General features: G+C 72.0%; 17 protein-coding genes and 1 riboswitch. Of the genes, 9 read left to right on the top strand and 8 right to left on the bottom strand.

The window, feature by feature from the left end; translation table 11 throughout:
* Window positions 1-42: 42 nt before the first annotated feature.
* Window positions 43-1,659 (top strand): M23 family metallopeptidase, encoded by a 1,617-nt coding sequence (locus ACZ5NW_RS23905; protein ID WP_468745906.1) that lies wholly within the window; start codon window positions 43-45, stop codon window positions 1,657-1,659.
* A gap of 42 nt (window positions 1,660-1,701) precedes the next feature.
* Here ACZ5NW_RS23905 and pcrA read toward each other — a convergent pair whose 3' ends face one another.
* Entirely contained in the window at window positions 1,702-4,173 is a 2,472-nt protein-coding gene (gene pcrA / locus ACZ5NW_RS23900; protein WP_468745905.1) for a DNA helicase PcrA, read from the bottom strand.
* 230 nt (window positions 4,174-4,403) lie between these two features.
* A riboswitch (cyclic di-AMP (ydaO/yuaA leader) is annotated at window positions 4,404-4,576 on the top strand.
* A gap of 50 nt (window positions 4,577-4,626) precedes the next feature.
* Here pcrA and ACZ5NW_RS23895 point away from each other — a divergent pair.
* Both ACZ5NW_RS23895 and ACZ5NW_RS23890 read left to right on the top strand, forming a co-directional pair.
* A complete protein-coding gene (locus tag ACZ5NW_RS23895) occupies window positions 4,627-5,748 on the top strand; it encodes a C40 family peptidase (RefSeq protein WP_468746171.1) in 1,122 nt (373 codons plus the stop codon).
* Window positions 5,749-5,870: 122 nt separating this feature from the next.
* Window positions 5,871-6,842 carry a tellurite resistance/C4-dicarboxylate transporter family protein gene (locus tag ACZ5NW_RS23890; protein ID WP_468745904.1) on the top strand — a complete coding sequence of 324 codons (972 nt, stop codon included), beginning with the start codon at window positions 5,871-5,873 and terminating at the stop codon, window positions 6,840-6,842.
* Here the strand turns inward: ACZ5NW_RS23890 and ACZ5NW_RS23885 are convergent.
* The gene (locus tag ACZ5NW_RS23885; RefSeq protein WP_468745903.1) at window positions 6,820-7,173 is read right to left on the bottom strand and encodes a hypothetical protein; all 354 of its coding nucleotides are present in this window, start codon (window positions 7,171-7,173) and stop codon (window positions 6,820-6,822) included. The genes ACZ5NW_RS23890 and ACZ5NW_RS23885 overlap by 23 nt on opposite strands.
* Window positions 7,174-7,611: 438 nt before the next feature.
* On the opposite strand from ACZ5NW_RS23885, the gene ACZ5NW_RS23880 reads away from it, so the two are divergent.
* Together ACZ5NW_RS23880 and ACZ5NW_RS23875 are read left to right on the top strand one after the other, a co-directional pair.
* Window positions 7,612-8,688 (top strand): C40 family peptidase, encoded by a 1,077-nt coding sequence (locus ACZ5NW_RS23880; RefSeq protein ID WP_468745902.1) that lies wholly within the window; start codon window positions 7,612-7,614, stop codon window positions 8,686-8,688.
* A 213-nt stretch (window positions 8,689-8,901) separates the two neighbouring features.
* Window positions 8,902-9,528, top strand: coding sequence for a hypothetical protein (locus ACZ5NW_RS23875; protein ID WP_468745901.1), 627 nt, complete (start codon window positions 8,902-8,904; stop codon window positions 9,526-9,528).
* Window position 9,529: 1 nt separating this feature from the next.
* On the opposite strand, the gene ACZ5NW_RS23870 is transcribed toward ACZ5NW_RS23875, so the two are convergent.
* Together ACZ5NW_RS23870 and ACZ5NW_RS23865 are read right to left on the bottom strand one after the other, a co-directional pair.
* Window positions 9,530-10,270: a LuxR C-terminal-related transcriptional regulator gene (locus ACZ5NW_RS23870; protein WP_468745900.1), complete on the bottom strand. Its 741-nt coding sequence runs from the start codon at window positions 10,268-10,270 to the stop codon at window positions 9,530-9,532.
* Entirely contained in the window at window positions 10,267-11,559 is a 1,293-nt protein-coding gene (locus ACZ5NW_RS23865) for an ATP-binding protein (protein ID WP_468745899.1), read from the bottom strand. The genes ACZ5NW_RS23870 and ACZ5NW_RS23865 overlap by 4 nt, the downstream gene beginning before the upstream one ends.
* 179 nt (window positions 11,560-11,738) lie before the next feature.
* On the opposite strand from ACZ5NW_RS23865, the gene ACZ5NW_RS23860 reads away from it, so the two are divergent.
* Together ACZ5NW_RS23860 and ACZ5NW_RS23855 are read left to right on the top strand one after the other, a co-directional pair.
* Window positions 11,739-13,328 (top strand): PspC domain-containing protein, encoded by a 1,590-nt coding sequence (locus ACZ5NW_RS23860; RefSeq protein ID WP_468745898.1) that lies wholly within the window; start codon window positions 11,739-11,741, stop codon window positions 13,326-13,328.
* Entirely contained in the window at window positions 13,315-13,629 is a 315-nt protein-coding gene (locus ACZ5NW_RS23855) for a hypothetical protein (protein ID WP_468745897.1), read from the top strand. Before ACZ5NW_RS23860 ends, ACZ5NW_RS23855 begins: the two co-directional genes overlap by 14 nt.
* A 313-nt stretch (window positions 13,630-13,942) precedes the next feature.
* Here the strand turns inward: ACZ5NW_RS23855 and ACZ5NW_RS23850 are convergent, their stop codons facing one another.
* Together ACZ5NW_RS23850 and ACZ5NW_RS23845 are read right to left on the bottom strand one after the other, a co-directional pair.
* A complete protein-coding gene (locus ACZ5NW_RS23850) occupies window positions 13,943-14,479 on the bottom strand; it encodes a DoxX family protein (RefSeq protein WP_468745896.1) in 537 nt (178 codons plus the stop codon).
* A gap of 89 nt (window positions 14,480-14,568) precedes the next feature.
* Window positions 14,569-15,846, bottom strand: a complete 1,278-nt coding sequence (locus ACZ5NW_RS23845) for a hypothetical protein (RefSeq protein ID WP_468745895.1) — start codon at window positions 15,844-15,846, stop codon at window positions 14,569-14,571.
* Window positions 15,847-16,043: 197 nt separating this feature from the next.
* Here ACZ5NW_RS23845 and ACZ5NW_RS23840 point away from each other — a divergent pair, with 197 nt between their 5' ends.
* Window positions 16,044-16,922, top strand: a complete 879-nt coding sequence (locus tag ACZ5NW_RS23840) for a DUF4429 domain-containing protein (protein ID WP_468745894.1) — start codon at window positions 16,044-16,046, stop codon at window positions 16,920-16,922.
* An 89-nt stretch (window positions 16,923-17,011) separates the two neighbouring features.
* Here the strand turns inward: ACZ5NW_RS23840 and ACZ5NW_RS23835 are convergent, their stop codons facing one another.
* The gene (locus ACZ5NW_RS23835; protein ID WP_468745893.1) at window positions 17,012-17,806 is read right to left on the bottom strand and encodes a class II aldolase/adducin family protein; all 795 of its coding nucleotides are present in this window, start codon (window positions 17,804-17,806) and stop codon (window positions 17,012-17,014) included.
* A 136-nt stretch (window positions 17,807-17,942) separates the two neighbouring features.
* Between ACZ5NW_RS23835 and ACZ5NW_RS23830 the strand changes: the two genes are divergently transcribed.
* Window positions 17,943-18,425, top strand: coding sequence for a pyridoxamine 5'-phosphate oxidase family protein (locus ACZ5NW_RS23830; protein ID WP_468745892.1), 483 nt, complete (start codon window positions 17,943-17,945; stop codon window positions 18,423-18,425).
* A 43-nt stretch (window positions 18,426-18,468) separates the two neighbouring features.
* Here the strand turns inward: ACZ5NW_RS23830 and guaA are convergent, their stop codons facing one another.
* Window positions 18,469-20,049, bottom strand: a complete 1,581-nt coding sequence (guaA, locus tag ACZ5NW_RS23825) for a glutamine-hydrolyzing GMP synthase (RefSeq protein WP_468745891.1) — start codon at window positions 20,047-20,049, stop codon at window positions 18,469-18,471.
* Between the last annotated feature and the right edge of the window lie 136 nt (window positions 20,050-20,185).

Genomic DNA, 20,185 nt, shown 5'->3' with positions numbered 1-20,185 from the left:
TAGGGCCAAGGTCGTGCCCGCAGTCCCCCGAAACACGGCCGAATGCCCGTTTCCCGCAGGCACGAAACCTGCCGAAGATTGTCGTGCCCGCGTACTGCCGGGTACAGTCGCCGCACTGCTCTGGCAGCCCCTGTTGTCGAGGCGAAAGAGAAGTTGGTGAACGACCGTCACCCGTCGGGGACCATGACCACCCCGGCCCCGGCTTCCGAAGACGCCTCGGCGCACTACGCGTCGTACGGCACCCAGGAGGCCCAGTACGACGGCTTCACCACGTACGGCGCCGGCTACGACACGACCGGTTTCGACACCGGCGGCCAGACCCACGCCACCGCGACCTTCGCGGCCGACCCGCTCTTCGGCGGCCTCCCCGCCGACGCGACCGGCTCGTACGACACCGGACAGTGGGCGACGGGCGGTCACCAGACGCTGAACTACGACCCGTACGCGGCCCAGCACCACGGCGCCTACGACACGGGCGCGTACGACAGCACCGCCTGGTCCGCCGACTACCAGCATCTGATCCCGCAGCAGGGGACGCCCGCCGACGCCAGCGGCCAGTGGGACGCCGGCGCCTGGCTCCAGCCGGAGCAGCCCGCCGGCGGCGCCGACCAGCCCCAGCAGTGGGAATGGGGCACCCAGTCCTTCGACACCGGCGCCTACGACGCCACGCAGTGGAACACCGACGGCGACCCCGCGACGGCCGCCGACGCGTCGTACGAGCAGCATGGCGAACCGTTCGGGCAGGAGAACGGCGATGCCGGCAGCGCCGACTTCGACCCCGCCGCCCATGACCTCGCCCCGTCCGGCGAGCGCGAGTCGGCCGCCACCGGCGAACTGCCCGTCGTAGAGCCGCTGCCGCTGCTCGACGAGCAGGAGGAGACGGCCCCGGCGCCGATGACGCGGGTGGCCGCGCGCAACGCGAGCCGTTCCCGGCGCCGTACGCCCCCGAAACGTTCCGCGCTGCTGACCGTGGCCGTGCCGTCCGCCTGTGTGATGGGCGTCGCCGGGATCGCCGCCGCCTCCGTCGTCCCCTTCGGCGAGGACGGCAAGGACACCACCGCCTCCGCCGCGGAGACCAAGTCGGTGAAGCCGTCCGCCGCCAACAACAAGCTGGACAGCCAGCTGGAGAACCTGAGCGCGGAGGCCGACGACTTCGCCGACCGGGCCAGCCGCACGCAGGAGCGCATCGACCTCAAGGCCCAGCAGGAGGCCGAGAAGAAGAAGGCGGCGGCGGAAGCGGCCCGCAAGGAGCGGCTGCGCCCCAAGTACGCCCTGCCGGTCGCCCAGCGCGGCCTCAGCGCCTACTACGGCCAGTCCGGCGTCAACTGGATGTCCCTGCACACCGGGATCGACTTCCCCGTCTCCTACGGCACCACGGTGATGTCGGCGGTCGACGGCACCGTGCGGACGCAGTGGAACAGCGCCTACGGCAACATGATGATCGTGACGGCGAAGGACGGCACGGAGACCTGGTACTGCCACCTCTCCAGCTACCGCGTCGCCTCCGGTACCAAGGTGAAGGCCGGCGACCCGATCGCGTACTCCGGCAACTCGGGCAACTCCACCGGCCCGCATCTGCACTTCGAGGTCCGGCCGGCCGGCGGCTCGCCGATAGACCCGCTGCCGTGGCTGCGCAGCCACGGTCTGGACCCGACGTAGACGGTGAGCCCCCGCTGTTCAGCGGGGGCTCCGCTCGTACCGCTACAGCTTCTCCACCGGCGCGTACCGCAGCAGCAGCCGCTTGGGCTTGGTGTCGCCGAAGTCGATCGTCGCCTCCGCGTTCGCGCCCGTGCCCTTCACCGCGACGACCGTGCCGAGGCCGAACTGGTCGTGGGTGACGCGGTCGCCGACGGCCAGGGACACCACCGGCTTCTCGTCCGTCCGGCGGGTGGCGAAGCCGGACGCGCCCGAGGCGGAGGAACGGGAGCGGGTCGACGACAGCGAGGCCGCCACGCCCGAGCTCGGGGGCGCGAGGGTGGCACCGGTGCGCTTCCAGTCCACGTGCGTCGCCGGGATCTCCTCCAGGAAGCGGGAGGGCGGGTTGTACGACGGCTGCCCCCAGGCGCTGCGCATCGACGAGCGGGTCAGATACAGCCGCTCACGCGCGCGCGTGATGCCGACGTAGGCCAGGCGGCGCTCCTCCTCCAGCTCCTTGGTCTGGCCGAGGGCGCGCATGTGCGGGAAGACGCCGTCCTCCATGCCGGTGAGGAAGACCACCGGGAACTCCAGGCCCTTGGCGGTGTGCAGGGTCATCAGGGTGATGACGCCGGAGCCGTCCTCGTCCTCGTCGGGGATCTGGTCGGAGTCGGCCACCAGCGCGACCCGCTCCAGGAAGTCCGCGAGCCCGCCGGGGGTGCCCTCGGACTCCTGCTCGAACTCCAGGGCCACGGCGGCGAGTTCCTGGAGGTTCTCGATGCGGGTCTCGTCCTGCGGGTCGGTGGAGGCCTGCAACTCGGCGAGATATCCGGTGCGTTCGAGGACGGCTTCGAGGACCGTGGCCGGTCCCGCGCCGGACTCGACGATCGTCCGCAGCTCCTCCATCAGCACGTTGAACCGCTTCACGGCGTTGGTGGAGCGGGCCGCCATGCCGTACGCCTCGTCGACGCGCTTGAGCGCCTGCGGGAAGCTGATCTTCTCCCGCTGGGAGAGGGCGTCGATCATCGCCTCGGCGCGCTCGCCGATGCCGCGCTTGGGCACGTTGAGGATGCGGCGCAGCGGGACGGAGTCCTCCGGGTTGGCGAGGACGCGCAGATAGGCCAGGACGTCCCGGACCTCCTTGCGCTCGTAGAACCGGACGCCGCCGACGACCTTGTACGGCAGGCCGACGCGGATGAAGACCTCTTCGAAGACACGCGACTGGGCGTTGGTGCGGTAGAAGACGGCGACATCGCCGGCCTTCGCCTCGCGCGCGTCCACCAGGCGGTCTATCTCGTCGGCGACGAACTGCGCCTCGTCGTGCTCGGTGTCGGCGACATAGCCGGTGATGCGCGCGCCCGCGCCCGCGTTGGTCCACAGGTTCTTGGGGCGGCGGGACTCGTTGCGCTCGATGACCGCGTTGGCGGCGGACAGGATGGTCTGCGTGGAGCGGTAGTTCTGCTCCAGCAGGATCGTCGTGGCGTCCGGGTAGTCCTCCTCGAACTGGAGGATGTTGCGGATGGTCGCGCCACGGAAGGCGTAGATCGACTGGTCGGCGTCGCCGACGACGCACAGCTCGGCGGGCGGGATGTCGTACTCGCTCGGCGGGACGTCGACGTCGTGCTCGCGCGTCCCGACCAGCTCGCGCACGAGCGCGTACTGGGCGTGGTTGGTGTCCTGGTACTCGTCGACGAGGACGTGCCGGAAGCGGCGGCGGTAGTGCTCGGCGACGTCCGGGAAGGCGCGCAGCAGGTTGACCGTCGTCATGATCAGGTCGTCGAAGTCGAGCGCGTTGGCCTCGCGCAGCCGTGACTGGTAGAGCGCGTACGCCTGGGCGAGGGTCTTCTCGAAGCCGTCCGTCGCCTGGGCGGCGAAGTCCTCCTCGTCGATCAGCTCGTTCTTCAGATTGCTGATCTTGGCGCTGAAGGACTTGGGCGGGAAGCGCTTGGGGTCGAGGTCCAGGTCGCGGCAGACCAGGGCCATCAGGCGCTTGGAGTCGGCGGCGTCGTAGATCGAGAAGGACGAGGTGAAGCCGAGCTTCTTGCTCTCGCGGCGCAGGATGCGCACGCACGCGCTGTGGAACGTCATGACCCACATCGCGTTCGCGCGCGGGCCGACGAGGTGCTCGACGCGCTCCTTCATCTCGCCGGCGGCCTTGTTGGTGAAGGTGATCGCGAGGATCTGGCCCGGGTGCACATCGCGCGCGGCGAGCAGATGGGCGATGCGGTGGGTGAGCACGCGCGTCTTGCCGGAGCCGGCGCCGGCGACGATGAGCAGCGGGGTGCCGGAGTGGACGACGGCGGCGCGCTGGTTGTCGTTGAGCCCCTCGACCAGGGCGGCGGCGTCCAGGGCCGGGCGCGGGGCGCCGTCGCGGTAGTAGGCGTCCCGGTCCGGGGGCACGTCGAACTTCCCGCCGAACAGATCGTCCGGAAGCGGCTCCGGAGCGTGATCGTCCTCGGGCGGCGGCGGGGGTTCCTCCTCGCGGCCGCGAGGGGCCTGGAGGTCCGCCAGGAAGCTGTCGTCAAAGAGGCTGCTCATCGCTCTCCGAGTCTAGGGGGCCCCACTGACAACCGGTGGCCGTCCCCCAAACCCGGCCGCCGCCACCCTGTGTGATGGCCGCGCCACGGGGCGCGCCGGCCCGGGCCCGGACATGCCAAGGTCACGAAAATGTATCGGGCATATCACCCATCAACCTTCACAGGGGCCACACCAGTTGGCTACCGTGCCGGGCGGGCCGTACGACACCCACCGGCGAACGTCGCCGGGCCGCACGGCCTCCGCCGAGTCCGGCGCGCCCCCTCGCGGCAGCCGGAGCCGGGGACCCACCGACCTTGGGGTGAATCGGCCCGCCTCCCGTCCCGGGACAGGCCGTAGGGCAAACCCTTCCAAACCTCCGCCCGAACCCGACAGCTAACTCGGTAGGCGGAACATTGGAAGGAGTCGCCTCCCTTGGCGTCGCAGCACCGCAAGCCGCGTTCGGCGGGCCCGCTCATGGCCGGCATACGCACCCCCGCTCTCGCCACCGCCGCGCTCACCTCCGTGGCCCTGCTCTCCCAGACGGCGAACGCCGCGCCCTCCGCCGACGGCAGGCCCAGCCTGGAGGAGGTCGAGAAGAAGGTCGACGATCTCTACCGGCAGGCGGAGACGGCCACGGAGAAGTACAACGCCGCCAAGGAGAAGACGACCAAGCAGCGCAAGCAGGTCGACACCCTGCTGGACGACGTCGCCCGGCGCACCCAGAAGCTCAACGAGGCGCGGGAGGAGCTGGGTTCCTTCGCGGCCGCCCAGTACCGCACCGGTGCCGCCGCGCCCGACACCGCGACCTTCCTGCTCGCGGACACCCCGCAGGACTACTTCGACCAGACGCAGCTGATGAGCCGGATGACCGACCGCCAGAAGGGCGCGGTCGACGACTTCGTCACCGAGCAGTCGGCGACGATGCAGAAGCGCCGGGAGGCCTCCGAGAGCCTCCGGACGCTCACCGACACCCAGAACGACCTCAAGACCGCCAAGGCCACCGTCCAGCAGAAGCTCAGCGACGCGCGCGAGCTGCTGGCGCGGCTGACGGCGGAGGAGAAGGCGCGGCTCGCGGCGATCGAGAAGCAGAAGCAGGAGGAGGCCGCCCGCAAGGCCGCGGAGCTGGCGCGGCAGCAGGCGGCGGAGGCGGCCGCGCAGCAGCAGACCACCGCGCCGCCGTCCGGCACATCGACCACCTCCCCCGGCTCGTCCACCGCCCCATCGGACTCGTCGTACGCCACGAAGGCCGACAAGGCGATCGCGTTCGCCCGCGCGCAGATCGGCAAGCCGTACGTCTGGGGCGCCACCGGCCCCGACTCCTACGACTGCTCCGGCCTCACCCAGGCCGCCTGGAAGGCCGCCGGCGTCGACCTCCCGCGCGTGACGTACGACCAGGTCAACGCCGGCACCACGGTTCCCCTCTCCCAGGCCCTCCCCGGCGACCTGGTCTTCTTCTACGACGACGTCAGCCACGTGGGCCTCTACATCGGCAACGGCATGATGATCCACGCCCCGAAGCCCGGCGCCTACGTCCGCGAGGAGTCGATCTACTACGACGGCGCGTCGACGATCCACAGCGTGGTGAGACCGGCCTAGGCGGTATCCGCGCTCCCGCGCGCCCTCCCCACCTCACGCCCCCGCCTGCACCCGCGCGTATTTCCACGGCGGTGTGCGCGTGGCCCCGGTCGTCGGGGGCGCGAGGTCCTTAGCATCGGCGCATGGCCGGGACCTCACCTCTTCGCGTCTGGTGGGCGCAGCGGACGCCGGCGGCGGGGGCCGCTGTCATGGCGACCGGGATCGTGTCCGTCGGGCTGCTCCTGACCGATCACGACGTGCTGTCCCGCGTCGCCCTGGTGCTGGCGTCGGTCGCGTGGGTCGCGCTGGCCGGGGACTTCGTCGTACGGCTGGTGCGGCACCGGGAACAGTGGAAGGCCGAGGCGGGAACGCCGGGCGCGCTCACGGCCGTGGCGGCGACGACCGTCCTCGGGACGCGTTTCTCCCTGGCGGGGCGGCAGACGCTCGCCGATGTGATGCTGGAGATCGCGGCGCTGCTCTGGGCGGTGCTGCTCGTGGACGTCGTACGGCACTGGCGGGGCCGGATGTCCGGCGCGGTGTTCCTGGGCTGTGTGGCCACGCAGGGCCTCGCCGTACTGGGCGCGACGCTGGCGCGCGCCGAGGCGGTGGCCTGGCTCGCGCACGCGTCGCTCGTCGTGTTCTGGCTCGGCCTCGTCCTCTACGGCGTCGCGCTCGCCCACTTCGACCCGCGGCAGCTCTCCGTCGGCGCCGGGGACCAGTGGGTGGCGGGCGGGGCCCTGGCCGTCTCGGCGCTCGCGGGGGCCAAGCTGCTCGCCGCCGACGACCACCTCTACCTCTGGAGCGACGACGACAGCGGCGTCCTGCGGGTGATGACCATCGCCCTGCTGGTGCTCGCCCTCGCCTGGTACGCCGTACTGCTGTTCTGCGAGGCCCGGTGGCCGCGGCCGCGCTACGACGTGCGCCGCTGGTCGACGGTGTTCCCGATGGGCATGACGGCGACGGCGACGCTGTCGGTCGCCACCGCCGCAGACCTGCCGTGGCTGAGGGGGCCGGGTCAGGTGCTGCTGTGGATCGCGGTGGCGGTCTGGCTGGCCGTCGCCGCCGGCGCGGTCGGCTCGGCGCGGGCGCAGATCAGGTCCACAGCACCGCGATGAAGATGTTCGCCGTGGTCAGCAGCCCGACCAGGCCGAACAGGCTCTTGTCGACCTTCTCGTCGTCCCGCTTCACATAGACGAGACCGAGGATCACGATGAGCAGCGCCAGCTTCACGCCGATCTTGATGGTGTTGACGTGATGGTCGTCCGCCTGGTTGAGGCCGACCAGGACCACGCCGGTGACCAGCATCGTCGCGGCGCCGTGCAGCATCGCGGGCACGAAGCGGGCGGTGCCCTGCCCCATCGCCTTCATCTGGGTGAGAAAGCCGCCGAGGAGCGCGGCGATGCCGATGATGTGCAGGCCGACGAAGAGATGGATGAGTACGTCCATGGGGCGCGATGCTAATCAGCCCGGCATGTGCCACCCGACACCGGCCCGTCGCATGTGCACGCACCCGCATATATGCACCCCATAGCAGCGCGCCCCTCCCGCCTGCCCCGCGTTTCCCACTTCGGTCAGCGCCCCACGCCAAGTCGACGCCTCAGAGGCCACACGTCGCTCACGTACGGTCATCACACCGCCCACTTGTGTCATTTCCGCACATCGCGTTATCCACCCGACACACCCGGGCCTAGCGTCCTCCCCCAGGTGACCGGCTCCCCACCGCCGCCCGGGCCAGGGGCGGCAGTCGGGCACCACCGCCGAAGAGGTCCGGCGGCGGCTCGCTCCCCCTGTGCGGGACGCCGCCGGACGCGTCAACCGTCCCCGCGGTCCGCACCGCTCGCGTCGCGGGACGCGGCGGTCGTACGAAAGGACGTGCAGTCCCACGTGGCAGCGCACCGTAAGTCCCGACAGCGCTCGCTCAGCGGCAATACGGCCCGCACCGCGGCCACCCTCGCCCTCGCGGGCGCGGCGACGGCCACCGCCTTCGACGGCATCGGCCACGCCGAGCCGGAACTGACGCCCGCCCAGGTGAAGGCGAAGGTGGACCAGCTGTACCAGGAGGCGGAGGTCGCCACCGAGAAGTACAACGGCGCGAAGGAGAAGGCGCGACAGGCTGAACAGCACCTCAAACAGCTGCGGGACGAGGCGGCCCGCAAGGAGGAGCGGCTCAACTCGGCGCGCGAGCAGCTCGGTTCGATGGCCGCCGCGCAGTACCGCGCCGGAGGGCTCGACCCCGCCGTGCAGCTGGCGCTCTCCGACGACCCCGACCGCTATCTCGACGGCGCCGCCTTCGCCGAACGCGCGGGCGACCGGCAGTCCGCCACCGTCACGCGCGTACGCAACGAGCTGCGCGAGATCGAGCAGCTGCGCGGCGCCGCCCGCATCGAGCTGGCCTCGCTCAAGGCCCGCCAGGCGGAGCTGCAACAGCACAAGAAGACGGTCACCGACAAGCTGGACACGGCCCGCGGGCTGCTGTCCCGGCTGACCGCCGAGGAGCGGGCCCGCGTCGGCGCCGACGGCACCGGCACCGGCGACCGCGCCTCCCGGGCCTCGGCGAGCGGCGCGCGCGAGAGCCTCGCGGCACCGGGTTCCGCCACCACTCAGGCCCCCAACTCCCGTACGGCGACGGCCATCGCGTACGCCTACTCCAAGATCGGCAGCCCCTACGTCTGGGGGGCGACCGGGCCGAACGCCTTCGACTGCTCCGGCCTCGTCCAGGCCGCCTACCGCTCCGCCGGCATCTCCCTGCCGCGCACCACCTACGCCCAGATCGACGCCGGACGCCGCGTCTCCCGCTCCGAACTCCTCCCCGGCGACCTGGTGTTCTTCTACTCCGGTATCAGTCACGTCGGCCTCTACATCGGCAACGGCATGATGATCCACGCCCCCAACCCCTCGTCCTCGGTCCGCGTGGCCCCGATCGACGAGATGCCCTTCGCGGGGGCCACGCGGGTGGTCTGAACCGGGCGGGACGCGGGTGGACGGCGGCCGCCGGGGGCGAGGGAGTGCTTCAAATGCCTTGGCCGACCCGGGCGTTCGCGCTCCCGTCCATGGCCTGGATCGGTCGGCACCCGACGACCGGCATGGGACGATCATGATCCAACGGAACGGTCGTCCCAGCGGCCGTCGCCCGCGCCGCCCCGCACCTCCCGCCTCGCCCACGAGAGAGTCCCGATGCCGCGCTCCACGCTGCCGCCTCCCCCGCCGCACATCCGCGCCTGGCCGGACCGGGCCGCGCTGCTCGCCGACCGGGCGCGGGCGCTGGAGGATCTGCGGTGGCGCAGCCTCGGCGTCCACCGCGCGCTCCTGCTCTGGCTGCTGGCGCTCGCGGCGATCATCGGCTGGGCGCTGCTCGTGCTGCCGCTTCAGCAGTTCGAGGAGCGGGACCCCACCGGCTTCCTCCTCGGTCCGGTCTTCGCCCTGCTCGGCCTCGCCGCACTCACCCCCTCCGTCGTCGCCGTCACGCTCGCCATCCGCCGCGACCACCAGGTGCGCCAACTCCTCGACGCCTGGCTGGCCCTGGACCGTCACCCGCAGACCGACGCCCGCCTGCGCTCCCCCGGCCTGAGCCTCTTCTGGCTGCTGTCCTCCTTCGTCGTCGGCGCGATCGGCCTGGGGGCGTCCTTCACCTCCGCCGCCGCCACGACCGGTGGGCGGGCGCCCCACGCCGACATCGCCCTCGGCGTGGGCACCGGCACCATCCTGTGGCTGACGGGCCTGATCGGCGCGGTCAACGCCGTCCGCCACTACCGCTGGGTCCTGCGAGCCCTGGGCCCGGCTCCGCTGCCGGAGCCCCGGTAGGTCAGACCAGCCGGCGGGCCGTCGCCCAGCGCGTCAGCTCGTGCCGGTTGGACAGCTGGAGCTTTCTCAGGACCGCCGAGACATGGGATTCGACCGTCTTGACGGAGATGTAGAGCTGCTTGGCGATCTCCTTGTACGCATAGCCCCGCGCGATGAGGCGGAGCACCTCCCGCTCGCGCTGGGTCAGGCGGTCGAGGTCCTCGTCGACCGGCGGGGCGTCGGTCGAGGCGAAGGCGTCGAGGACGAAGCCGGCCAGCCGCGGGGAGAACACCGCGTCGCCCTCCTGGACCCGGAAGATGGAGGCGACGAGGTCCGAGCCGGTGATCGTCTTGGTGACATAGCCGCGCGCACCGCCCCGGATCACACCGATCACGTCCTCCGCCGCGTCCGACACGGACAGGGCGAGGAAACGGACCGGCGCCTCGACGTCCGCCATCAACGACGAGCAGCGGCGCAGCACTTCGACCCCACCGCCGCCCGGCAGATGGACATCGAGGAGGACCACCTCGGGCCGGGTCGCGGTGATGACGGTGACGGCCTGGTCCACGTCGGCGGCCTCCCCGACGACCTCGACGCCGGTCTGCTCGGTCTGGCCGATCTCGGCCTGCACGCCCGTGCGGAACATGCGGTGGTCGTCGACGAGGACCACGCGCACCCGCCGCCCCCCGGCGCTATCGCCGTGCGGGGCCTCGGCGGCCTCCGCCGCTCCCGCCGCCCCGTTCGTCTCGGTCGGATCGCTCATGACGTCTTCTCCGCCCTCTCCATCTCCAGCTCGACCTCCGTGCCGCCGCCCGGCACCGTCCGCAGCCGCGCCGTACCACCGTGGCGCTCCATGCGGCCGATGATCGATTCTCTGACACCCATGCGGTCGGCGGGTATCGAGTCGAGGTCGAAGCCGGGACCGCGGTCGCGGACGGACACGAAGACCGTCCTCCCCTCGGCTTCGGCGTAGACCTGTACGGCGCCTCCCTCGCCACCGTACTTCGCGGCGTTCACCATCGCTTCGCGCGCTGCCTGCATCTGCGCACCGGTCCTCTCGTCGAGCGGGCAGTCGCCGACGACGACCACCTCGATGGGCACGCCGTGCTTGTCCTCGACCTCGGCGGCATTGCGCCGGACCGCTTCGGCGAGCGTGCTCGGCTCGTCGGCCTCGTCCTTGCCGGTGCCCTCCGGTTTGTACAGCCAGGTGCGCAGGTCGCGCTCCTGTGCGCGAGCGAGGCGGCGCACCTCGTTCGCGTTCTCCGCGTTGCGTTGGATCAGGGTCAGGGTGTGCAGCACCGAGTCGTGGACATGGGCCGCGACCTCCGCCCGCTCCTGTGCGCGGATGCGCATCAGGCGCTCCTCGGACAGGTCCTGCGTCATGCGGACGAGATACGGCCCCGCCAGGAGCGTGATCCCCACCAGGACAGCGAGGGCGGCCTGCAGCACCGAGCCCAGGTGGGCGGCGGAGCCCTGCAGGACGAAGATGGCGGAGACGCCGGCGGTGACCAGCAGGACCCCGCCGACCGTGCGCACCAGGGTGACCGTGCGCCGGCGGCTGCCGACCTCCACCCAGCGGGCCCGGCGGGCGTTGTCCGCCTGCCGCCAGACGAGGGCGACACCCGCGCCGACCAGGACGAGGGGGAGGAGATACGCCTTGGCTCCGCCGCCCAGATTCACATTGCCCACGAAGACCATGGCCACGACGACCATGAGGAGCAGGGCGACGATCTGGCCCTTGTCCGGTCTGCGGGCGACGAGTCTGCGGCGGCCGTCCGCCGCGGTCTCGGTGCTGACCAGGGACGGGGGCCGCTGCGCCTCCACCCCGCCGACGCCGAGCGGGACGAAGAACCAGAAGGCCGCGTACAGCAGGGCGCCGAGGCCGTCCGCGAGGAACAGGCCGACGAAGACCAGCCGCACCCAGATCACGGGCAGCCCGAGATGCCCGGCGAGCCCCCGCGCCACGCCACCCAGCCAGCGACCGTCGCTGCTGCGGTAGAGCTTGCGCGGCGGCCGCGGTTCGACGAGTGGCGCTGCTGCGGCTTCCGGCATGCCAACGATGGTCACACGGCCGACCGGCCGGGGCATCAGGGTTTGCCCCCGAGACGCCCCTGATTTTCGACGCTTCCGCAGGTCGAACGCCTCCCGGGTGCGGGCTCAGGGCCGATATCAGGGTCCGACCAGGGTCATTCCGACTGCCGCCGGGGCGCCTCGACCGCCACCATGGACGCATGACAGATCACCAGCACGCCGAGGGCGCCGTGCCCGACGGGAAGAGCGGGTCCGACGCGGCCACCCCGTCCACCACCGGCGCCTCGAGCGGCGCGGGTGAGGAACCGCGCGCGCACGGGAGAGCGGGCGCACGCGGAAAGAGGGGTGCGCCCGAGGAAGCGGACGTGCATGAGAAGAAGGGTGCGTCCGCGCAGTCGGGCCGGGGTGAAGAGGTGAAGGTGAGCGAGGGCACGGAGCGGGACGGGGTGACGGTCGGGACGGGATCGGCGGGCGCCTCCGGGGACACGGACACCGAGCCGGCCGGCGGTGCCGACGTGCCCCGAAGGTTGCGGCGCGAGCGGGAGACCAAGATGCTCGCCGGGGTGTGCGCGGGGCTGGGGCGGCAGTGCGACATGGATCCGGTGATCTTCCGGATCACGCTGGCCGTGCTCTCGGCGACCGGCGGCCTCGGCCTCATCTTCTACGGCTTCGCATGGCTGTTCGTGCCGTACGCGGACGAGGACGAGAACGAGGTGCGCAAGCTCCTGACCGGCCGGGTCGACGGACAGGCGCTCGCGGCCGTGCTGTTCGCGCTGGTCGGCTGCGGGGTCTTCCTGTCGATGCTGAACAACGGCGGGATGCTGACGTTCGCCGCGGTCCTCTCCCTCCTCCTCGCGGGCGCCGGCTACTGGTCGCGGCACCGCGGCGCCCCCGACACCGATCCGCTGTCCGCGCAGGCCGCGGCCGACGCCCCGCCCGAGGCGCAGGCGCCGCCGGTGCCCGCGGCCTACCCGTCCTGGTGGCGCGACCCCATCGTCAAGGACGGCACCCATGTCGGCGGCACGGGATATCTGTGGGGCCCGCGCGACTCCCGTGACCGGGACGTCACCGCGGCGGTCGACGTCGGCCTCAGCAGCGCGTACGTCCACCGAAGAGAGCCGCTGCGCACGCCGTACAGCCCTCCTCCGGTGCCGCGCGGTCCTCGCTGGATAGGCGGCTGGCTGTTCCTGCTGGCCCTGCTGGCGGGCGGCCTCGCCACCTGGCTGACGTGGGACGAGCACCCGCTGGGCACCAGTCTGCAGGCGGGGTTGTCGGCGGCGTTGATCGTGCTGGGTGCTGGGATCGCGGTCAGCTCGTTCGTGGGGCGGACGGGGGCCGGGTCGGTGTTCCTGGCGATCGTCACGGCGGCGCTGCTCGCCGCCTCGACGGCGCTGCCCCGGGACATCGGCACGCACTGGGTGGAGCGGACATGGCGGCCGGCGACCGTGGCGGAGGTCCAGGAGTCGTACGACCTCGGCACCGGCGAGGCCACACTGGACCTGTCCCGGGTGGACATCCCGAAGGGGCGGACGGTGAGCTCGAACGTGGATGTGGGGCTGGGCAAGCTGCGGGTGATCGTGCCGCGGGGCGTGACGGTGCGGCTGGACATCGAGGTGGGGCTGGGCGACGTCCAGTTGCCGGGTGACGACAAGAAGGACGTGGATGTGGAGCCGGGCAAGCACAAGGACGTGACCCTGGCGCCGGTGGCGGGCGGCACGGCCGGCGGGACGCTCGACCTGGACCTCCAGGTCGGGGTGGGACAGGCGGAGGTGACCCGTGCTGCGGCATGAGTTCCGGCCGGGCAAGCTGATCGCCGGCGTCTCCTTCACCATCGCGGGCGTCATCTACGCGGGGGACGCGGGCGGGCTGTGGGAGACCCCGTGGTTCTCGGTGATCCCGATCGTGGTGGCCGGCCTCTTCCTGGCCGGAGCGGCGGCACTCCTGGCCCGGAGCATACGCAGACGCCGGGGACCGGCAGGCCCCTCGCCCGCCGACCAGTGGACCGGCCCACAAGGAACACCGACGGGCAGTCCGACCCCGGCCGGGGGCAAGGGAGACCCACCGACGGACAACACCGCCAGACCGGAGTGAAGCAGCACCGCCCCCTCCAAGGGCCGGTCTCGCGGCGGGGGTCGGCCGAGCCGAGCAGCCCGCGACCTCGCGGCGGCGGACGTCGGCCCAGCAGGTCCGGCCCCGCCGGGATCCGGGCGGGAGCCGCTAGGGCCTGTCCGGCGGATCATGCCCCAGACGCGGGGCCTGGCACGCCCATCTGCGGCGTTGTCGTCGCTTGCCGATGCTCCGCATCGCCGCGCTCCTCCGCCTTGCAGCTGGCCGCACCAGGCCCCGCTCACCTGCGCTGACGAGGTCCCGCCGATATCCTGCGACCTGATCCGCCGGACAGGCCCTAGGAGAGGTCGGGCAGGCGTTCTCGGCGTTTGGTTCGCCAGGCCGCGTCGACCGAGAGGAGGGGGGCTCCGGCGAGGACCAGGGGGAGCCAGGCCATCAGGTAGGCGAGGTCGTTGCCGTAGTAGTAGGGGTCGGAGGCCCAGCTGACCGTCAGCCAGAGGCTGAGGGAGATCAGGGCGCCGCCGAGGGCGGCCACGCGGGCGAGGAGGCCCAGGAGGGTGCCGATGCCCACGGCGAGTTCACCGAGGGCGATGGCGTAGCCGAAGCCGACCGGGCTCTTCAGGGCCAGGTCGACCAGGGCGGGGATGGCCGAGGAGTCGCGGGCGGCGCGCATGGTGTCGCCGATGGAGCCCGCGCCGGAGTCCTTCATGAAGGCGCTGTCGGTGAGTTTGTCCAGGCCGGCGTAGATGAAGGTGACGCCGAGGAAGATCCGGAGGGGAAGGAGGGCGTAGCGGGTGGCGGTGTCGCGCCAGCCGTGGCCGCCGTGGTCGTCGAGATAGGAGGAGTGCGCATCCGGTCGCATGCTGTGAGTCATCGCCCGCTGCCGCCTCTCGCGCGCAGTTGTGGACCCTTCAACAGACCATACGGATGAAAGGGGCGGGTTGCTCAATGCGAGAGGGACGGTCAGTCGGTCACGTCGATCGCGTAGCTGTTGGTCTCCGCTCCCGCCGCGGTCACGACCTGCACCTCCACCCGGCCGGGTTCCACGTCGGCGGGGACCGGCACCGTGAGGACCGCGTCGGTGGGGTTGCTGAAGCCACCCGTGACGGGGACGAGGGGCACATGGACGTGGACCGGACCGATGCGGACGACCATGCGGGAGAGGCGGTCGGCGGTCTGGGCGCCGGGCGGGACGAAGCCGGCGCCGCGGATCTCGATGTCGTCCCCGGTGCGGATGGGGGCGTCGAGGTCGCCGGCCTCGCGGGAGCGGACGACGGAGAGGATGACGGGGCGGCCGCCCTCGGCGTACTTGCCGGCGAGGTAGGTCGCGGCGGAGACCAGCACCATCACGGCGAGTCCCCAGGGCAGGTCGGGCAGTTGGTCGGGGCGGCGGGCCAGGCGAACCGCGGCGAAGACCAGGGCGACGGCGCCGATCACGACGTACTGGATGTCGGCGAAGGTGCCCCGGCCGGCGTCGTCCGTGAGGAGGTCGGCGGCGCGTGGGCGGTCGGCCCGCACCTTCTGCAGACGCTGGGAGAGGACGCGCAGTCCGACGACCCTGCGCACCAGCACGGCGATGCCGCACACCACGGCGAGGACGGTCACCGTTCCGGCCCCGCGGGCGAGGTCGAGGCCGGAGATCAGCGCGTCCCGTTCGGCGTGGTCGGAGGCGGCGGCGAGGCGGCCGGCGAGGACCAGGACGGCGTAGGCCACGAGCAGGACCCAGGCCGCGGCGACGGTGCGCGAGGTGGACAGACGGTTGTCCTCGCCGATGACGGGGGCGAGCGCACCCCCGCGCGCGCGGTGGAACCGGGAGGCGGCGGTGAGGGCGGCGGCCAGCACGAGGGCGGCGAGCAGTCCGGCGGTGCGGGCGGTCGTCCAGCCCGCGCCGATGGCGGTCAGCGCCTGCACCAGCAGCAGCACGAGCACGCCCGCCCACACCGCGCACGCCGTGCGGATCCAGAGGCGGGCCAGCCAGGCCCCGCCCTCGGCGCGGCGGCGTTCGGCGACGAGTTCGGCGGACTGGGTGAGTTCCTCCGAGACCCATTGGCGGGAGGCGGAGGCCGAGTGGGCGACGGCGGCGGGCAGGCCCTGCCCGGCCGCGAACTCCTCGCGTTTCAGCAGGAACGCGGCCACCGCGCGGCGATGTCCCTCGCGTGCCCCGTGCGGGCAGTCCCCGCAGGCGCAGCCACCCGCGTGCGCGCTTGTCTCCGCGCCCTGTCTCGCCTCCTGCACCGCCACGTGCGACGCCCGCCTTCCCCGCGACCCGATCGGGCGGCGACCCTGCCAAGACCGGGGACGCCGCCAGGCAACTCCCCTGCGACGAGAGCGAATTGTGCCCTACGGGAGGTGTCCCGCGCGTGCCAGGCCCGCCCTTCGGGCTTCTCGTTCGAGTGGATCACGAAACGCCGTGTTGACCCGGCTGCGAGAATTTCCGTATGGCCGAGATCATCCAGCGGGACGGGACCTGGGCCTTCGACGGTACGACGGTCAGGATCACGCCGGGGCTCCATCGCTCGGTGCCGCTGTTCCGGCAGACGTACGGGGAGATCGCGGTGCCGCTGGAAGCCGTCTCCGACGTCGTCTACGCACCCGACGGCAAGCGCGGGCGGCTGCGGATGCGGCTGCGTGAGGGCGCCGACCCCCTGTTGCAGGCGACGGGCGGGCGGCTGCCGGAGGCGGCGGATCCGTACCGGCTGCTGGTGGACGTCGACCGGTCCGGGGTCGCGGAGTACGTGGCGGAGGAGATCCGGAACGCCCTGCTGCTCGACGAGGTGCCCAGGGATCCGGCGACGGCGTATCTGCTGCCGGGCCCGCCGGTGCCGGTGAGTGTGCGTTCGTCGGACGGCACGGTGTCCTTCGACGGGGTGCGGGTGCGGATCGACTGGGCGGACACCGCGGACCGGGTGAAGCGGGCGACGGGGCCGCGCATCATCGGCATCGGCGATCTCGTCCAGGTCGAGTGGCTGCCCAACTCCGGTTACGAGGACGGTTTTCTGCGCTTCGTGACCCGGGAGACGGTGTTCTCCAAGCTGCCGCCGGAGAAGGACCCGTACGCCCTCGACCTGTGGGGCAACGCCCGGCGTGATCTGCTCACGGCGCTGGTCGCGGCCGCGGTCACGGCGCGTCTGCCGCACCCGTCCACGCGGGCCGGCGCGGCCTACGACGACGCGGTGGCCCGGAGGGTGCCGGCCTCGGCCGATCACCACGACGTACTGCTGCGCCGGCTGCGGGAGTTGGGGGAGCTGCACCGCGACGGGGTGCTGACGGACGAGGAGTTCGCGCGGACGAAGGCGGTCGTCCTGCGCGGCTTCTGAGACACCGCGCCCGGTCGGTTGCCGGGCCCGCGCCCCGCCCGGATGCCGCGCCCACGCCCGCCCGGGTGCCGGGCCCGTGACCGGTCGGGTCAGGTGAGCAGGTCCGGCTCGCTGCGGCTGATGTCCTGCCACAGCGGCTGGTAGTTGATCCACGCCACCAGGTCGCCGCCGAGCTGCTCCCGGGTCGCGACGGCCTGCTTGTGGTCGATGAGCACCGGTCGCCCGGCCGCCCGCGCGATCAGCTGCACCTGGCTGGACCGCTCCATCGACAGGAACCACCAGGCGGCGGCGTCCACCGAGTCGCCGACGGTGAGCAGCCCGTGGTTGCGCAGGACGAGCGCCTTGTGGGTGCCGAGCGCGGCCGCGATGCGCCGGCCCTCCACGGTGTCGACGGTGACGCCGGAGTAGGCGTCGTAGAGGGCGTGGTCCTCGTAGAAGGCGCAGCTCTCCTGGGTGATGGGGTCCAGCAGTTCACCGAGGGCGGCGAGGGCGCGGCCGTGCACGGAGTGGCAGTGCGCGACGGCGACGACATCGGGGCGGGCGGCGTGCACCTGGGCGTGCACGGTGAAGGCGGCCTGGTTGACGTGGTAGCGGCCCTCGACGACCTGGCCGTCGGCGTTGGCCAGCACCAGGTCGCTCACGGTGACGTGCTTGAACGGCATGCCGAAGGGGTTCACCCAGAAGCAGTCGCTGTGCTCGGGGTCGCGGGCGGTGATGTGTCCGGAGACGCCGTCCTCGAAGCCGAGCCGGCCGAAGATCCGCACGGCGCCCGCGAGCCGCTCCTTGCGATGCCGGCGCTCGTCCTCCACCGAGTCGTGCATCGGCGGCATCGCGAAGCGCAGCCGGTCGGTGGGCAGCGGGACAGGCGGCGTGGGCCCGGGCATCGGTCCTCCAGCGCTGGATTGCTTACGGCCGGAAGTTACCGTCGGTCAGCGCAGGAGAACAGAGGTGTTTTGTAAAGATGACGCTCGGCGGTGAAACACGACAGCGGATGTCGGGTATCGGCGCGACACTCGACACATGACCCTTGGAACAGCGAACTGGGCCGCCTTCTCCGCCGCCGAGGCCGATCTCGCGAAGACGGTCGAGGAGCGGTTCGCCGCCTACAAGCACCACGTTCTCGCGACGCTGCGCAAGGACGGTTCACCCCGGACCACCGGCCTTGAGGTGCGTTTCCTCGACGGCGAGCTGTGGCTCGGCATGATGCCGCACTCGCTCAAGGCCCTCGACCTGCGCCGCGATCCGCGGTTCGCGCTCCAGGCGAACCCCGGGGAGGGCACGGGGATGGGCGGCGGGGACGTACGGATCAGCGGGCGGGCGGTGGAGGTCGGGGACCAGCGGGCGAAGGCGGCGTACGCGAAAGAGGTGGAACCGCCGGAGCCGTTCCACCTCTTCCGGGCCGAGCTGACGGAGGTCGTGCGGACCTACGTCGAGAACGACACGTATCTGGTCGTCGAGGTCTGGACGCCGGGCGAACCCGTGCGTCTGATCAAGCGCACCTGAGCCTCCTCCGGCTCAGCCGCGCCTCGGGAGCCTTCGCGGAGGCTCACTCCCACTCGATGGTGCCCGGGGGCTTGCTGGTGACGTCGACGACGACGCGGTTGACGTCCCGGACCTCGTTGGTGATGCGGGTCGAGATCTTCGCGATGACGTCGTACGGCAGCCGCGACCAGTCGGCGGTCATGGCGTCCTCGGAGGAGACCGGGCGCAGGACGATCGGGTGGCCGTAGGTGCGGCCGTCGCCCTGGACGCCGACCGAGCGGACGTCCGCGAGGAGGACCACCGGGCACTGCCAGATCTCGCGGTCGAGACCGGCGGCCGTGAGCTCCTCGCGGGCGATGGCGTCGGCGTCACGGAGGAGGTCCAGACGCTCCTTCGTCACCTCGCCGACGATCCGGATGCCGAGGCCGGGGCCGGGGAACGGCTGGCGCTGGACGATCTCCTCGGGCAGGCCGAGCTCCTGGCCGACCATCCGGACCTCGTCCTTGAACAGCTTGCGCAGCGGCTCGACGAGCTGGAATTCGAGGTCCTCGGGGAGGCCGCCGACGTTGTGGTGCGACTTGATGTTCGCCGTGCCGGTGCCGCCGCCGGACTCGACGACGTCGGGGTAGAGGGTGCCCTGGACGAGGAACTCCACGGCCGGGCCCTCGTCCGCGATGATGTCGGCCTGGGCCTGCTCGAAGACGCGGATGAACTCGCGGCCGATGATCTTCCGCTTCTCCTCGGGGTCCGAGACGCCCTTGAGGGCGGTCAGGAAGCGCTCCTCCGCGTCGACGACGACCAGCTTCACGCCGGTCGCGGCCACGAAGTCCTTCTCGACCTGCTCGGTCTCGCCCTTGCGCATCAGGCCGTGGTCGACGTACACGCAGGTCAGCTGGTCGCCGATGGCGCGGGCGACGAGGGCCGCGGCCACGGCGGAGTCGACGCCGCCGGACAGACCGCAGATCGCGCGCTTGTCGCCGACCTGCTCGCGGATCGCGGCGACCTGCTCCTCGATCACGTTGCCGGTGGTCCAGTCGGGCTTCAGGCCGGCGCCGCGGTAGAGGAAGTGCTCCAGGACCTGCTGGCCGTGCGTGGAGTGCATGACCTCGGGGTGGTACTGGACGCCGTAGAGCCGCTTCTCGTCGTTCTCGAAGGCGGCGACCGGGACGACGTCCGTGGACGCGGTGACGGTGAAGCCCTCGGGGGCGGCGGAGCAGGCGTCGCCGTGCGACATCCACACGTGCTGCTCGTCCGGGGTGCCCTCGAAGAGGGTGGAGGACGACCGGGAGACGTGCAGGTCCGTACGGCCGTACTCGCGGGCGCCGGTGTTGTCGACGGTGCCGCCGAGGGACTGGGCCATGAGCTGGAAGCCGTAGCACATGCCGAAGACGGGGACGCCGGCTTCGAAGATCGCGCGGTCGAGACGGGGGGCGCCCTCCTCGTACACGGACGAGGGGCCGCCGGAGAGGATGATCGCCGCGGGGTTCTTGGCGAGGATCTCCTCGACCGGCATGGTGCTCGGCACGATCTCGCTGTAGACCCGCGCCTCGCGGACTCGGCGGGCGATGAGCTGGGCGTACTGCGCGCCGAAGTCGACGACCAGGACGGTGTCGGGGGCGGCGGCAGTCGGAGTCGCTGGTGACACGGGAGCCTTCTGGTGGTCGGGCGGGGGTCTGTGTGCCCGATTCTACCGAGGTGGCCGTCGGACCGGTGCCGTCCCCGGGGGCTGCGCCCTCCCGCCCCCGGACCTGCGCCCATCCACCACCTGACCCGGCCGGGCG

The sequence above is a fragment of the Streptomyces sp. NPDC032126 genome (assembly GCF_055580085.1).
This window is presented reverse-complemented; position numbering and strand designations above follow the sequence as displayed.